Raw genomic sequence first — 15,209 nt, forward strand, 5'->3', positions numbered from 1 at the left:
ACCTACCAGCCGTAAAACCGCTGCCATTCGACGCTGCTGCCGTCCGGCGCGACCGCGTGATACTCGGGGAACTGCGCGCCGGTCGCACAAGCGTGGTTCGGCAGGATGCGCAGTTTCATACCGATCGGAAAGCGCTGCGCGATGTCGTCGGTCTGTGCATTGGCTTGCGCATCGGCCGGAACCGCCGCAAGAATCCCATGCTCCTGATTGGCGCCGCTCACGATAAAGTCCGGCAGCAACGTGCCATTGAGCAAACACGGCTGCCCATAGCCGAAATCGTGCGACTGCCGCGACGTACCGCGATCACGGCTTAACGCCATCCAGCCCGCGTCGAGAATCGCCCAGCCTTTGTCTTCCTGATGACCGATCACGGTCGTGAGTACGCTAAGCGCGATGTCGTCGGGCGTGCAAACGCCCACGTTGTGCATGACCAGATCGAACAGCACGTAGACGCCCGCGCGCACCTCGGTGACGTCTTGGAGGTGCCGCGCGGCGAGCGCGGTTGGCGTCGAACCGACGCTCACGGCCGGGCATTCGATGCCCGCTTCGCGCAACCGCTCGGCGGCGCGTACGCAGCCCGCGCGCTCCTGCTCCGCGAGCGCGGCGAGCGCTTCAGGTGTATTCAACTCGTAGCTCGAACCCGCATGGGTCATCACGCCGCCGACCTTCACGCCGTTCTCGTGCAGAATCCGCCCGACGTCGAGCAGCGTCTGCTGTTCGGGCTGGATGCCCGAGCGATGTCCGTCCGTATCGACCTCGATCCAGACCTCGAACGATTCGCCGTGCTGGTCGCCGAACGCGGCAATCGCCGCGGCGGCGGTCGGATTATCGACCACGAGCTTCAGATCGCACCCCTGGCGGCGCAGCGCGAGCGCGCGCGGCAGCTTCGACGGAACCATGCTGACCGCGTAAAGGATGTCGTCGATGCCGGCCGCGAAGAACGCTTCCGCTTCCTTCAGCGTCGACACCGTGATGCCGCGCGCGCCGGCGGCGATCTGCGCGCGCACGACGTCGATGCACTTGGTGGTCTTCACGTGCGGCCGGAACGCGACGCCGAGCGCATTCATCAGCCCCTGCATCCGCGCGATGTTCTTCTGCATCCGCGCGACGTCGATCAGCGCGGCCGGGGTTTCGATCTGTTCGAGTTTCATGCTTGCACCTGAGGAGCGGGGTGAGGGTGGAGGTTCAGTGACGACGATTGCGGCCAAAGCCTGCGAGCCACGGCACCAGCCCATCGAGCGATGCCGCTTCGACCTCGGGCGCCTGCGCTCCCGTGACGAGCGGCAGGCCGACGTGGTTGTGCCAGTAGGTCCGCAAGCCGACGGCCGCGGTGCCGAACATGTCGTAGCTCGAGCCGGCGACGAACGCGGCGCGTCGCGGCTCGACGCCGAGCTTGTCGAGCGCGAGGCGGTACGGTTGCGGGTCCGGCTTGTAGACGCCGGCTTCCTCGGCGGTCACGATCGCGTCCCAGCGCACGGGCAAGAGCGCGGCCGCCTGCGAGCCAAGCCGCGTCGAGCAATTGGTGACGACCGCGAGCTTGCAGTGCGGCGCGAGCGCGCGCAACGCACCGGGCGCGCCGGGCCACGGCGTCAGGTTCAGCCAGTTCGCCTGGAGCGCGTTCGCGGCCGATTCGGACAGACCGACTTGCGTGGCGGCCTCGCGCACCAGGTGTTCGTAGGGAACGTAGCGGCCGCAGCCGTATGTCAGACGCAGATAGGCGGCTCGCCATGCGCGGCCCGCTTCGTCGGAGCCTGCCGCACGGTTCCATGAGGTCCACGAGTCGAGCAGGGCGGTTAGCAGGTCGAACAGGACCGCGTCGGGGTAGGCGGGGGTGTCGGTGGAATGGTCGGCGGCAGTCATGATTGCATGGGGCCGGCTGTTGAGGATGAATCAATTATAGGTTTTCGATAGTACGTCAGCGTTCAGATCGGTTGACTCTTAGATTCAGATCGACTGAATCATCGCCGCCACGGTGGCAGCGGCCTGAAGCGGCTTTGCAGATACTGCATGAAATGACGTGTGCGCGCGGGCAGTCCCGCCCGCTGATGCGTGAGCGCGATCACGTTTGCGTCCGGCGCTTTCCAGCCCGGCAGCAGACGCACGAGTTTGCCCTTCGCAAGATCCTCGGCGACGTCCCATTCGGAGCGCAGAATCACGCCGCGTCCCTCGCAGGCCCATTGGCGGATCACGTCACCGTCGTTGCAACTCAGATGCGCGGACACGCGCACGCTGCGGCGCGTGCGGCCCTTGCTGAACTGCCAGAGTGACACGTCCTCATTGTTTTCGCGCAGCACGATGCACGGCAGCCGGCTCAACGCATCCGGCGATTCGGGCTGGCCGATTCGCTTGACGAGCGCGGGCGCGGCGCAGACGAAGCGCGCGTTCGGCGCGATCGTATAGCCGACCAGGTTCGACGACGGCAGCTCGCCGATATGCACGACGATATCGAAGCGGTCGAGCGTTTCGGTCAACGGCCGGTCGGACAGCGTCAGCGCGACGTCGATGTCGGGGTTCAGCTGCTGGAACTCGCCGATCAGCGGCGCCAGATGGCGTCGTCCGAAACCGAGCGGCGCATTGATCTTCAGCGTGCCGACGAGGCCGCCGCGGCGCGTTTGCAGATCGTCGAACAACGCGTCGAACTGCGCGATCAGTTCGGCGCCGCGCTCGCACAGCAGCAGGCCTTCGTCGGTGAATTGCAGGCGGCGCGCGCTGCGGTTCACGAGCTGCGTGCCGAGCTTCTTTTCGAGTTGCTGCAGGCGCTGCGTGACCGCCGACGGCGACAGCGCGAGTCGGCGCGCGGCGGCGATCAGGCTGCCGCTCGCGCGCAGCGTGAGCAGGAAGCGGATATCGGCCGAATCGGTCATGGGTGCGAGGCGGGTGCAATGGCGGGAGCGGGGAATCTCGCAGCATAATGCGTCCCGCTCGATCACAGGGTAAAGTGGCGCTTCCGGTCTATTGATTCAATCATTGGAAGAGAAGTCCCATGCCGTTGCCTCATGAGTCGTCCGCGTATGACGCCGCGCCCAATACTCCGCTGAAACAGGCGGTTTTTCTGCACACGGGCTGGCGCAGCGCGGGCACGTGGGTGTGGTCGCGGCTGCGCGAACACGAGTGCGCGGCCGGTTTTTACGAGCCGCTCAGCAATGTGCTCGCCGATCTCAAACTCGCCGACGTGCCCGCCTCGCGGCCGACCTTGACCTCGGGGCACCCGCCGCTCGCCGCACCATACTTCGACGAATACCGCCCGTTTCTGCGCGAAGATGCGCGCGGCGTGGCGGGTTACGATCGGCGCTTCAGCATCGATCGCTTTACGCGCGAGCCCGATGCGACATTCCCGTCACTGCAGGCCTATCTGCGCGCGCTGAGCGAGCACACGATCGAGCAGGGCCGCGTGCCCGTCTTCAAGTTTTGCCGCACGGGCGGTCGTCTGCCGTGGCTGAAGCGCGCGTTTGCCGAGGCGCTGCACGTGGGCGTGCTGCGCAATCCCGCATCGCAGTTCGCGTCGGGTTGGATGCTGCGGCAGCAGTGGAGCAATGCGTTCTTTGTCGCCGCGCCGTTTCGCGTGCTCGGTCTGAATCAGATGGACCCGCTGGTGCGCGAAGCGATCGGCGTGTGCGGCGTACGCCTGCCGCCGCTACCGTCGATGCCCGATGACGCGTATGCCGTCGCCTGCGAGCAATTCGCGCGCACGGTGGACAGCGACAACGCGTATCGAGCGTTCATTGCGTTGTGGATTCTCTGCGCGCTGCGCATGGGCGACGGCGAGGGCGTCGATTTGCTGATCGATATGGAGCGGCTCGGCGAGTCGCGCGACTACGCGGCTGGTCTGCGCGCCGCGTTCGACGCGCAATGCGGCTTGTCGCCCGATTTCACGAGCGCGCGCGATCTGGTCGAGGAAACGCGCCGCAGCGCGGCGCGTATGACGGGCATCGACGGCGGCGCGTTGCGCGCCGTGCATTCCGCCGCGCTTAAATTCCTGAAGGCGCAGGCGGGCATCGACGCGGCCTTCGTCGAGGCGGTGCGCCAGAAGATGGTGCTGGCCAACGAGTTGACCGAAACATGGCGCTAGCCGTGCGAGGCCAGCGCCGCGCGGCGCATTCCCGTGGCTAGCCCGCCGCCGATACCGCCGCGCGCAGCCCGAGCAGATAGCTGTCCACGCCGAAACCGCAAATCTGTCCTTTGACGATCTCCGCGAACACCGACTGATGCCGGAACGCTTCGCGCGGTCCGCGGCATTGGCGTAGGTCTTCAGGCGCATCGTCGGTACCGCGAGCGAGCCGAACGTGCCCGCGCCGGCGACGGCGATCCGGGTGCGGGTCATGAGCGGGTTCCCTGAAAGTCCTGATCAAGACGCGTTAAAGGGCAAGCGGGCTCAAGCAGCGGCCTTTTTCGCGTCGGCCATGCTCTGCGCGCGCATTGCGTCGTAGCTGAGCTTGTCGAGCGGCACGACGTTCTTTTCGCCGAGGTCGCCAAGCCGCACACGGAAGTTCTCACGCGCGCTCCATGCGGCGATTGCGCAGACGATCGTGATGGCGAACGTGATCGCGCCGATCGTCAGCGGCACGTTGTGCGATCCCGGCGGCGCGACGTAGGCGAACAGCGCCGGCAGCAGCGCGGTGATCGTCGTGCCGATGTTCTGGCCGATCGCCATCGCGGAGACGCGCGAACGGGTCGGGAACAGTTCCGGATAGAAGCTCGGGAAGATCGCGTTGTAGCCTTGATAGATGACGCCCCACATCAGGATCGACATCACCATCGCGAGCGGCACGTTGTGGATGCTGATCGCGTACAGATACGCGAAAGACAGCAGCCCTGCGCCGAGCGAGCCGACGATGATCGGCATACGCCGCCCGATCCGGTCGGACAGATTGCCCACGTACGGAATCACCAGCACCGCGACGATGTTGCCGATCACCGGAATCCACAGATACAGGCTCTTCGAAAAGCCGATGCCGTACGACGGCTGCACCGCGTACGCCGCGCCGAAGATCGTCGCGACGACCGGGATCACGTTCATCAGCGAGCACAGCACGACGCGCAGCATGTCGCCCCAGTTGTATTTGAACGCTTCGACGATCGGCGAGCGCGGCACGCCGCCGCTCGCGTCCTCCTTCGCGAACGCGGGCGTTTCCTCGACTTCGCGGCGGATGATGTACCCGGCGACCAGCACGACCGCGCTGAGCAGGAACGGAATGCGCCAGCCCCACGCATTGAACGAGGCGTCGTTCATGAAATAGGCGAGCGGCAGGAAGACCGCGGCGGCCAGAATCTGGCCGGCCTGCACGCCTTGCAGCGTGAAGCTCGCGTAAAAGCCGCGTCGCCCGAATGGCGCGTGTTCGAGGATCATCGAACTGGCGCCCGAGATTTCACCAGCGACCGCGAAACCCTGGATCAGTCGCAGCACGACGAGCAGCACCGGCGCGAGAAAGCCGACGTGCTGATAGGTTGGCAGCAGACCGACCGCCATCGTCGACAGACCCATCAGGAACATGCAGACGAGCAGTACATTCTTGCGCCCGTGTGTATCGCCCCAGTGTCCGAGCACGACCGCGCCGATCGGCCGCGCGACGTAGCCGACGCCGTAGGTTGCGAGCGATGCGACGATCGCGATCTTGGGATTACCGGAAGGGAAGAACAGCTGAGGAAAGATCAGGGCGGCGGCCTGCGCATAGATGAAGAAATCGTAGTACTCGAGTGCCGAGCCGATCCAGCCGCTGGCGGTAGCCTTGCGCGCCTGCGAGCTATGCCCGCTGCTTGCCGATGCGTTCGTTTGCATGACGTCTCCTGAATGGGAAATGTTTTTGTCAGCTTCTACGGCTGAATCATTGGCGCCTTTAAACGGGCGCCGCGCAAGCCAGGATTTTCCTGGTCTGGTTGCCGCGGTGCGGCACAACGGGATGGATCGACGCGTGTCACGAGCTGCCGCGGCGCACTCCGGGTTAACCACGGCCTGAGTGCGCCGGACATTGCATTCAAACCGGCTTCAGGCGACTGTCCCTTGCCCCACTGTTTCGCGGCCGCGACGACCGCTTCGGGGTCTGGCGCCTGAGCGAGCCGCATGGCGAAAGGAGCGTGAAGGTGACGGGCGGTCGAATCTGAGCGACATCGTCGTGCAGTGGGCGAAGGAGGGATACGGGATCGTGATGGTGTCGATCTGGGACGTGGCCGAGAGCCTGCGCGCGGGCGAACTGGTGCGCGTGCTGCCCGACTATCGGCAATCCGCCGATGTGTGGGCGGTGACGGCCGAGCGTTTGTCGTCGTCGGCGCGGATTCAGGTGTGCATCGAGTTTCTCAGGGAGCAGCTGACGCGCGGACCATATGCACTGGTGACGCGCGACGTGGGCGGACTCTGAGCTACGCCGCGCCTGCCTGGATCCGGTGCTCACACGCTTGCGCTTTTACACGCTCGAAGCCGTATCCTCTTCCGCCTCGTCCAGCTCGCTACGCTGAACCGTCGTTACGGAGTCGGGAATGACCGTGGTGGCCGTGACGGGCCGCGGATCTTCGATGCTGTAACACAGGCGCCAGCCTTCGCGATAGAAACGCAGCTGCCGGTATCGCATCAGATAGACAAGTCCGACGAGCGCCGCGCCGAAGCCCGATGCAGCGCCGACGCCGAGCGCCCAGCGCGGCCCGAAACGGTCGGCGACCCAGCCGACCACTGGCGCGCCGAGCGGTGTGCCGCCGAGCGCGATCGCGAGCAGGATCGCGATCACGCGGCCGCGCATGGCCGGCTCGGTGGTCAGTTGCACGAGGCTATTGGTCGAGGTGGTGAAGGTCTGCGTCGACACGCCGATCGCGACCAGCACGATGCCGAACAGCACGTAGTTCGGCATCAGCGCAGCCGCCGTGCAGCCGACGCCGAACATCGCGCCGGCGGCGAGCAGCAGCCCCATGGTGGGCCGCGCGCGGCGCGCGGCGAGCAGAGCGCCAGTGACCGAGCCAATCGCCATCGTCGAGCTGAGCACGCCGTACTCGCCCGCGCCCGCACGGAACGCGGTGACGGACATCGTCGAGATGAAGATCGGGAAGTTCAGGCCGAAGGTGCCGATCAGGAACAGCATCAGGAGCGCCGCCTTCAGATCGGGGCGTGTCCAGACATATTTGAAGCCTTCGACGAAGCTGCCGCGCGAGCGCACATTGCGCGGCTTGATATGTAACTGGTCCAGCCGCAGCATGCGCAGTGCACCGAGCACGGCGACGAACGAAAGCGCGTTGATCAGAAACACCCAGCCACTGCCCACCGACGCGATCAACAGACCCGCGACCGCTGGCCCGAGCATGCGCGCGGCGTTGAACGACGTGGAGTTCAGCGCGACGGCATTCGCGAGATCGCGTTCGCCGACGAGGTCGGATACGAAGGTTTGGCGTGCGGGGGAATCGAACGCGGTCACGCAGCCGAGCAGGCCCGCGAATACATAGACCTGCCATAGCTGCACGAGCCCCGTGACCGTGAGCAGACCGAGCGCGAGCGCCAGCGTACCCATTGCCGCCTGGGTCGCGAACAGCAGCTTGCGGCGGTCGAAGTGGTCGGCCGCGTAGCCGGTGAGCGGCAGCAACAACATCTGCGGCCCGAACTGCAGCGACATCACGATGCCCACCGCCGTCGCGTTGTGATGCGTAAGCTCGGTGAGCACGAGCCAGTCCTGCGCCGTGCGCTGCATCCATGTGCCGATGTTCGAGACGATCGCGCCGCTCGCCCAGACACGATAGTTGAATATGCGCAGCGAACGGAACGTGGTGCTCACGGCAGGGGTTTCCTCAACGCGGGGTGGGCCGCATGCGGGTAGCGGCCCGCTTCAATTCAGGCTTTGAGCGCGCGAACGTTCGAGCAGATCGAGCACTTCCCGCGTCGTGCCGGTTTCGCCGAGGCGCGGAAAGATGCGCGTGATGCTGTTGATGTGCGCGTCGGCGTTCAGATCGGTCATCGCGTCGACGACGAGCGCGACGTTCAGGCCTGCCTCGCTCGCGAAGCGCGCGGTCGATTCGACGCCGATGCTGGTCGCGACACCGACGAGCACCACTTGCGTGACGCCTTGCTGTTGCAGATACGCGGCCAGGTCCGTGTTCGTGAAGGCGCCCCACGTGCGCTTCGTGACCAGATGGTCCGACGGCTGCTGCTTCAGTTCGGGCAGAAGGTCGGCGAAGCCGGGCGGGAAGTCGGCGGAGCGGCGACCTGGTCGGTGCGGCCCGGTGCGCCGGCGGTGACGTTCACGAGCACGACGGGCAGGCCGTGGCGGCGGAACGCGTCGAGCAGCGTAACCGAGCGTTCGACGATTTCGCGGGCCGGATGGGGGGCGGTGGGCAGCGCGACGATGCCGCGCTGCAGGTCGACGACGACCAGTGCGGTTTTGGCGTCGAGAGTAGTGAGTGCCATGAAGTGATCCTGCGAGTGGCGAGACGCGTGTGCGCGAATCGCGAGTTACAAATCGACGAGGCGTTTCAGCAGATCGACGCCCGTCGCGAGTTGTTGCTGTTCGGCTGCCGTGAAACGCGTTTGAATCGTGCGGTACAACCAGTCTTCGCGTGCCGCGCGGCTTGCCTTGACCTTCTTGCGAAAGGAGGGTGTCAGCGACAGAACCGTCTGCCGTCCATCGTTAGGATCGGGCGTGCCGCTGACGAGCCCCGCGGCTTTCAGTACCGCGAGCGTTTCTCCCATCGACTGCGGCCGCATGCCGTGCGCACGCGCGAGCGAGGTGACGGTGGCCGGGCCTTCGCGTTCCAGCAAGTTCAGCACCTGCACCTGCGACGGCGTGAAGTCGCCGACATGCGACTCTTCGCGCAGACGCCGGCGCAGCTTGCCCGCCAGCACGCGCAGATCTTCTGCGAGCGTATGAAGTTCTTCCGGCGTAACTGCGGGAGGGGATCTGGTCATGCGGTGAACTCGTGCGATGACATGATGTGAAGGTTTCCTGATAAGGTTACCTTCGTATCTCGCCCGGGTCAAGTTTTGAGGTGGCGGGAGGCCGTACGCCGAAACGTCGCCACGATGGCCTCAGCGCGCCCGCATGCGCCGGTTGAAAAAGCGCCATACCGCTCCGCCGACGAGCATCGCACCGCCGAGCGCGAGGCCAAGCAACACCAGCGAACTGAGATGCTCGCGCACCACCGGCACGTTGCCGAACAGATAGCCGCCCGCGATCAGCGAGACCACCCACAGCGCCGCGCCTGCGGTGACGAACGCGACGAAGCGTGAGAACGTCATGCGCGACACGCCCGCCGCGAACGGCGCGAACGTGCGCACCACGGCGATGAACGGCGACAGCAGGAAGGTCAGGCGGCCGCGCGTTTCGCTGAACACGTGGGCGCGGCGCAGCGCATCGCGATTGAGCCAGTAGTAGTTGCGGGTATAGACCTTGTCGCCGACCGCATGGCCGATCGCGTACCCGACGCTGCTGCCGGCCACCGTCGCGACGAACAGCACGGGCGCGATGATCCACACGTTCAATGCGCCGGTGGCCGCGAGCGCGCCGCAGATGAAGATCAGCGGATCGCCGGGCAGAAAGAACAGCGGCAGAAAACCGTATTCGACGAACACGACGACAAACAGCAGCGCGTAGATTGCCGTGCCGAACTGCACGATCAGCGCGCTCAGGTGCTGATCCAGGTGCAGCGCGATCTGCAGCACATTCATCAGGTTCATCTTGGCGTGGCCTCGGGTGGCGTTCGGATGTGATGAGTGTAGTCCCGCGAGCGTGCGTGCAGGGCGCTTGCGCGAGTTTTTGCCATATGCCGCTTGTCGGTGTTGCGGTGCCGATGTCAAACTCGGGCGGTCTTCATCGGACGCAACGCCATGTCGCACGATTCCGCCATCACCTTCCGTTTTGCCGCGTCGCACGAAGCCGAAACGATTCGTGCCATCGAATTCGAAGCGGGCCTGCGTTTCGTCAGCGTCGGCATGACCGGGATTGCCGATGCGCCGCCTATGGCGCGCGAGGTCGTCGAGCGCAAGATCGAAGCGCGCGAGATCATCGTCGCGCTCGACCAGCAGACGATCTGCGCGGGCTTCGTGATGTTCGAGCCGCAGCCGACGCGCATCTACGTTCAGGAACTCGATGTGTTGACCTCGCACGCGGGCAGGCGTATCGGCGCGGCATTGATCGAAGAGGTCGCGCGAATCGCGCGCGCGCGACAATTGACACAGTTGGTGCTGTCGACGTATCGCGACGTGCCGTGGAATGCGCCGTATTACCGGCGGCTCGGGTTTCGCGATCTCGACACGTCGGAGCTCGACGCGGCGTTGCTCGCGCGGCGCGACGCGCATATCGCGCGCGGACTCGATGAATCGAAACGGGTGTTTATGCGGCGCGAGCTTGTCTAGCGCACAAAAAGCGGCGGGCGTGACGGGAATTCAGTCACGCCCGCCGCTTTGTCATTTCATACAGCGGACATGAGCCCGCTGACGCTACCGATTACACCGTTTCGAGCGCCGGATAATCGGTGTAGCCGACTTCGCCGCGCGCATAGTACGTCGCCGGGACCGGCTTGTTCAGCGGCGCATCTTCAGCGAAGCGGCGCACCAGATCCGGATTCGCGATGAACAGCTGACCCCAGGCCACCGCATCCGCTTCACCGGCGTCGAGCACCTGCTGCGCGCTTTCCTTCGTGAACTTCTCGTTCGCGATATACGGGCCGCCGAACGCTTCCTTCAACTGCGGGCCGAGGCGGTCGTCGCCGAGCGCTTCACGTGCCGCGATAAACGCGATCTTGCGCTTGCCGAGTTCGCGCGCGACATAGCCGAACGTTGCGGCCGGATCGGAATCGCCCATCGTGTGCGCGTCGCGGCGCGGCGCGAGATGCACGCCGACGCGGTTTGCGCCCCACACGCTGATGCACGCGTCGGTGACTTCGAGCAGCAGACGCGCGCGGTTTTCGATCGGGCCGCCGTAGGCATCGGTACGCTTGTTGGTGCTGTCCTGCAGGAACTGGTCGAGCAGATAGCCGTTCGCGCCGTGCACTTCGACGCCATCGAAGCCCGCGGCCTTGGCGTTTTCCGCGCCCTTGCGGAACGCTTCGACGACACCGGCGATTTCATCGAGGCCGAGCGCGCGCGGCGTCACGAACGGACGCTCGGGACGCACGAGGCTCACGTGACCACCCGCCGCGATCGCGCTCGGCGCGACCGGCAGCTCGCCGTTCAGGAACAGCGGATCCGAAATACGGCCGACGTGCCACAGCTGCAGGAAGATCTTGCCGCCCGCGTCGTGCACGGCCTGCGTGACGAGCTTCCAGCCTTCGACCTGCTCCCGCGACCAGATGCCCGGCGTTTCGGCGTAGCCGACGCCTTGCGGCGTGACCGACGTCGCTTCGCTGAGGATCAGACCGGCGCTCGCGCGCTCGGCGTAGTAGCGCGCCATCAACGCGTTCGGCACGCGGATTTCCTCGGCGCGCTGACGCGTGAGCGGCGCCATGATGATGCGGTTGGGCAGCGTGATATCGCCAATTTGCAGCGGATCGAAAAGAGTCGGCATAAGAGTTCACCTTTGGCGGCGGGCAAGGCCCGAGCCTCAAAAAACTGCGTGAAAAAGGAAGCGCGGCGATGCGAATGCGGCGCTCAGAGCTTCGTGTTCATGTATTCGAGGAATGCCTGAATGACGGGCTCGTTGCGTTTGAAAAACACCCATTGACCAACCCGTTTCGACGTGACGAGCCCCGCGCGCTGCAACGCGGCCAGGTGCGCCGACACGGTGGACTGCGACAGGCCACAGCGCGAGTCGATCTTGCCCGCGCACACGCCGTGGTCGAGCGGCAACTCCTGATCGGCGAAATGCGCGTGCGGCTCGCGCAGCCAGCCGAGAATCTCCCGGCGGACCGGGTTGGCCAGCGCTTTGTGGATCGCGTCGAAATCGGGCGTCATGTGGATGGTCTTCAGGTGATTCGGCAACCGGCACGCCGCATGGCGTGCGCGACATGCATCGCTACAGAACGAATCATATATCGTAACTTAACGATATGGGTGAAAACACTACTGCGGATGGGGCGATAGGTGTCGGCAGCGTTGATGTAGTCGCCTGCGCTGGCGCCGGTTATCTCAAAAATCGGATCGGGCTGATATTCGTGGCTAACCGCTGCGAGCGCCGCTATGTGGCTGGCGGCTCGTATGCGATCGGCAAGGCGACGCTGTACGGCGGCTATGAATTGCTGCTGAACGACGTCCCGTCGACGTTCACCGCATCGCCGCCGCAGTCGATGGCATTCGCGGGCGTGCGCTACAGGGTGACGCCGGCGCTGGACCTCGCAGCCGCGACTTACTACCACGCGTATCGCCATGTCGACGCGCACGCATTGAGCACCGGTGTCAACGCGGACTACTGGCTGTCGAAGCGCACGGCGCTTTACACCGACATCACCTATGTGATCAACAGCTCGAAGGCCGCGCTGAGTGCGACGGGGTGGGCGACTTCGGTCGCGACGACGACCGTGAAGACCGGCGCGAACCAGCTCGCTGTTGCGGTCGGCGTGCTGCGCAAGTTCTGACAGCGGCGGGGCGTGCCCTCGGCGTCGAATCGACGCCTCTGCACGGCACCACGGTGACTACCTGCGTTTCCAATCTGAAAGGGCCGACTTCACGCTGCAAAGAGGGCGACCGAGGCCGCCCTCTCAATCGCTCAGTGCGTCGCGATGATCGCGCCGGCCTTTCGCCGACGCGTAATACCGCTGCAAGGCGTCGGTCGAGCGCGCGCCCAGCGCGCGGATCTGCGCGTGCCAGTCGGCTTCCACTGGCCACTCACCGGCGATCACGCGTGGATAGATCTGCCGCGCGTATCGATGCAGTGCCTTCGCGCCGATGTTGCCGCTGACGCCAAGCAACGCGTGCAAGCTCGCGTGCGTCGCCTTGATATCGACGGCCGCGCTGTTGCCTGCGAGGCGCACGACGAGCGAGCGGATCTGTTCGATGCCGTTCAGGAACGATTCGTCAAGCAGATCGAGCGAGACCAGTTCCCCGAGGTGCGCTTCGTCGAGCAGGCTTTCTTCAGCGATGGTGGCGGCCGCGGGCGCGCTCGCAGTGGGGGGCAATGCCACCGGCGTCGCCGCAAAATCCGTTTGCGCGGCTCCGCCCGCGGTTTCCGTGATTCGTTGTGGAGCGTCCGCAACCAGCGCGCCGCGTGTACCGAACTGCCGCGCGAGACATGCGTACAGCGAGCCGGCCTGCACCGGTTTGATCAACACCTCGTTCATCCCGGCGGCAACGCAGGCCTGCACCGCTTCGGCATCGGTGTGACTGGTCAGCGCAATGATAGGCAGCGTCGCGTAGGCATCGGTGCGCGCGCGAATCGACTTCGTCGTCTCGATGCCGTTCATGCCCGGCATGTTCACGTCCATCAGGATCGCGTCGATGAAGCCGTCTTCGTGCAGTTTGGTCAGCACCGCCTGACCGTGGTCAGCCTCGACGACACTCGCGCCGCAGCGCTCAAGATACGCCTTCGCGACAAGCCGGCTGTAGGTGTCGTCGTCGGCGAGCACAAAGGTTCTGCCGGCGAAGACATCGGGCAGTTCGCCCGGCTGTTGACGCGCACCGCTGTCGAAGAGGGTCTGCAACGCGGTGATCAGCTCCTGCACACTCGACGTCTTGCTGATGATCTCGTCCATGCCGGCGCGCCGCGCGCGCAGCCGCACCGCGTTGCCCGGCTCGGCGGTATAGGCGGCGATCAGCACGTTGCGGTTCGGGCAGTCTCTGTCGGCGCGGATGCGCTCGGTCGTCGTGTAGCCGTCCATCGCGGGCATGCTGATGTCCATCAACACGAGGTCGTAGAGCGGCGCGCGCCGCAACGTGGCGAGCGCAAGCTCGCCGCCCGACGCCTCGCTGACATAGGCGCCGGCCTTCGTCAGCACGCGGCGGGTGCGCGCGCGCAGCGTGTCGTCGTCGTCGACGACGAGCAGGCGCTTGCCCTTGAACGCCGGCATCGCGCGTTCGAACAGGCGCCGCTCGTGCTCCTCTACCTCGTTGGCCGCTACCGGCGGAAAGCGCAGCGTGAACGCGGTGAACCTGCCGAGTTCCGATTCGCAGTCGATGCTGCCGCCGAACGCGCGCATCGCGCGCTGGCAGTACGCAAGCCCGAGCCCGGTGCCGCCCGAGTTGCCGGCCGTGCGAAACGGCTCGAACAGATGCTGCAGGATCTCCGGCGCGATGCCGGGGCCGGTGTCGCGTACGATCACCGAGTCGCGGTCGACGGTCAATGTGAGCGTCGCCTGCGGATACGCGACGATGTGATGCAGCGCGTTCTTGATCAGGTTGAACAACGTGAACAGATAGACCGTCTCGTCGACCTTGAACACGAAGTCGCGCCTGACGACGACGTTCACCTTCGCGCGTTCCTTGTCGTTGTCGAAGCCGTATTCGGCGAGCGCCTTGCGCGTGGTCGCGCCAGCGTGGAGGTAGCTGAGACTATCCGGGCGGATCGATTTCGCGGCGACTTCGTCGAGCGTCATCGCGATGATGCGCAGGCCGCGCTCGATCGACAATTGCCCCTGCGCGAGATGGTTGTACATCAGCGAGGCCGTGCCGTCGGTCAGCGTCGGCGCCGCGCCCGCTTCGGTCGCCGCGGGCAGCGCTTCCTCGACGCGGTCGAGCACGTGCCGCAACTGGCTCAGCGGATTGCGCATCTCGTGCGCGATGGAACCCGCGAGCGCCTGCAACGCGCGGTTCTTTTCGACGAAGATGCGTCCCTTGCTGATCGCATGACTGAACGCCATGCTGCACAGCACGACCACCGGCAGCAACGCGAGATTGGACTTGTCCTGCGCGCTGAGAACGACCGGCGTCGGCGCGCTCCACACGCCGGCGAGCCCGCCGGAAAACACGCCAATACCGATGCAGGTTATCAGCAGCAGGGGGTTGTCGATACACAGCGCCAGAATGAAGATCATCATGACCTCGGTCATCATCCACATCGTGGAGAAACCGTTTCTGACGGTCAGGAACGTGCAGACGAACGGCAGCACGTAAATCAGACAGCAATGCCAGTAGATCAGCAGCGCGGGGTTGTAGCGCCTCGGCCAGCGCGCCTGGAACAGCAGTGGAACGCAGACGGCCGCCGCGCTGAGCCGCAGCAGCAGGTTGTCGTAAGGCTGCGGAAGGATGTAGGTCCAGACGACGTAATAGATGGGGTGACACAGGAGGCCGAGTGCGCCTCCCCATCGAATTGCGAACCTGCTTCGTTCCAGCATATCCCGCATGCTTTCGCGCGGTATCGCCATCAGGCCTCCGA

The 15,209-nt window shown here is 65.3% G+C and carries 13 protein-coding genes and 3 pseudogenes; 4 read left to right on the forward strand and 12 right to left on the reverse strand.

The window, feature by feature from the left end:
- Positions 1-2: 2 nt before the first annotated feature.
- The 3 genes from HDG39_RS20965 to HDG39_RS20975 all read right to left on the reverse strand — a co-directional run bounded on the left by HDG39_RS20965 (position 3) and on the right by HDG39_RS20975 (position 2,864).
- Complete coding sequence (locus HDG39_RS20965) at positions 3-1,151, reverse strand: DSD1 family PLP-dependent enzyme (protein WP_184008223.1); 1,149 nt, start codon at positions 1,149-1,151, stop codon at positions 3-5.
- A gap of 34 nt (positions 1,152-1,185) precedes the next feature.
- Positions 1,186-1,860, reverse strand: coding sequence for an HAD-IA family hydrolase (locus HDG39_RS20970; protein ID WP_184008225.1), 675 nt, complete (start codon positions 1,858-1,860; stop codon positions 1,186-1,188).
- Between the two features lie 98 nt (positions 1,861-1,958).
- Complete coding sequence (locus tag HDG39_RS20975) at positions 1,959-2,864, reverse strand: LysR family transcriptional regulator (protein WP_184008227.1); 906 nt, start codon at positions 2,862-2,864, stop codon at positions 1,959-1,961.
- A 119-nt stretch (positions 2,865-2,983) separates the two neighbouring features.
- Between HDG39_RS20975 and HDG39_RS20980 the strand changes: the two genes are divergently transcribed.
- Positions 2,984-4,069 (forward strand): hypothetical protein, encoded by a 1,086-nt coding sequence (locus HDG39_RS20980; RefSeq protein ID WP_184008228.1) that lies wholly within the window; start codon positions 2,984-2,986, stop codon positions 4,067-4,069.
- Positions 4,070-4,106: 37 nt separating this feature from the next.
- Here HDG39_RS20980 and HDG39_RS20985 read toward each other — a convergent pair.
- A pseudogene (locus tag HDG39_RS20985) lies at positions 4,107-4,223 on the reverse strand (type II 3-dehydroquinate dehydratase); the annotation flags it as partial.
- 149 nt (positions 4,224-4,372) lie between these two features.
- A complete protein-coding gene (locus HDG39_RS20990) occupies positions 4,373-5,776 on the reverse strand; it encodes an MFS transporter (protein ID WP_184008230.1) in 1,404 nt (467 codons plus the stop codon).
- 230 nt (positions 5,777-6,006) lie between these two features.
- Between HDG39_RS20990 and HDG39_RS20995 the strand changes: the two are divergent.
- Positions 6,007-6,353, forward strand: a pseudogene (locus HDG39_RS20995) (LysR substrate-binding domain-containing protein); the annotation flags it as partial.
- 45 nt (positions 6,354-6,398) lie between these two features.
- Here HDG39_RS20995 and HDG39_RS21000 read toward each other — a convergent pair.
- The 4 genes and pseudogenes from HDG39_RS21000 to HDG39_RS21015 all read right to left on the reverse strand — a co-directional run bounded on the left by HDG39_RS21000 (position 6,399) and on the right by HDG39_RS21015 (position 9,643).
- Positions 6,399-7,748, reverse strand: a complete 1,350-nt coding sequence (locus tag HDG39_RS21000) for an MFS transporter (RefSeq protein ID WP_184008232.1) — start codon at positions 7,746-7,748, stop codon at positions 6,399-6,401.
- Positions 7,749-7,799: 51 nt separating this feature from the next.
- Positions 7,800-8,377, reverse strand: a pseudogene (locus HDG39_RS21005) (isochorismatase family protein).
- A gap of 45 nt (positions 8,378-8,422) precedes the next feature.
- Positions 8,423-8,875, reverse strand: coding sequence for a MarR family winged helix-turn-helix transcriptional regulator (locus HDG39_RS21010; RefSeq protein ID WP_184008235.1), 453 nt, complete (start codon positions 8,873-8,875; stop codon positions 8,423-8,425).
- A 120-nt stretch (positions 8,876-8,995) separates the two neighbouring features.
- Positions 8,996-9,643: a VTT domain-containing protein gene (locus HDG39_RS21015; RefSeq protein ID WP_018424973.1), complete on the reverse strand. Its 648-nt coding sequence runs from the start codon at positions 9,641-9,643 to the stop codon at positions 8,996-8,998.
- Between the two features lie 150 nt (positions 9,644-9,793).
- Between HDG39_RS21015 and HDG39_RS21020 the strand changes: the two genes are divergently transcribed.
- Positions 9,794-10,321 carry a GNAT family N-acetyltransferase gene (locus HDG39_RS21020; protein WP_184008237.1) on the forward strand — a complete coding sequence of 176 codons (528 nt, stop codon included), beginning with the start codon at positions 9,794-9,796 and terminating at the stop codon, positions 10,319-10,321.
- Between the two features lie 91 nt (positions 10,322-10,412).
- Here the strand turns inward: HDG39_RS21020 and HDG39_RS21025 are convergent, their stop codons facing one another.
- The gene (locus HDG39_RS21025; protein WP_184008239.1) at positions 10,413-11,471 is read right to left on the reverse strand and encodes an alkene reductase; all 1,059 of its coding nucleotides are present in this window, start codon (positions 11,469-11,471) and stop codon (positions 10,413-10,415) included.
- 83 nt (positions 11,472-11,554) lie between these two features.
- Positions 11,555-11,857 (reverse strand): ArsR/SmtB family transcription factor, encoded by a 303-nt coding sequence (locus HDG39_RS21030; RefSeq protein ID WP_018424976.1) that lies wholly within the window; start codon positions 11,855-11,857, stop codon positions 11,555-11,557.
- Positions 11,858-11,952: 95 nt separating this feature from the next.
- Between HDG39_RS21030 and HDG39_RS21035 the strand changes: the two genes are divergently transcribed.
- Entirely contained in the window at positions 11,953-12,477 is a 525-nt protein-coding gene (locus HDG39_RS21035; RefSeq protein ID WP_260328123.1) for a porin, read from the forward strand.
- Between the two features lie 123 nt (positions 12,478-12,600).
- Here the strand turns inward: HDG39_RS21035 and HDG39_RS21040 are convergent, their stop codons facing one another.
- Positions 12,601-15,198 carry an ATP-binding response regulator gene (locus HDG39_RS21040; protein WP_184008241.1) on the reverse strand — a complete coding sequence of 866 codons (2,598 nt, stop codon included), beginning with the start codon at positions 15,196-15,198 and terminating at the stop codon, positions 12,601-12,603.
- Between the last annotated feature and the right edge of the window lie 11 nt (positions 15,199-15,209).

It is taken from the genome of Paraburkholderia lebeckiae, assembly GCF_014201005.1.
In the GTDB taxonomy this organism is placed as follows: Bacteria; Pseudomonadota; Gammaproteobacteria; order Burkholderiales; family Burkholderiaceae; genus Paraburkholderia; species Paraburkholderia tuberum.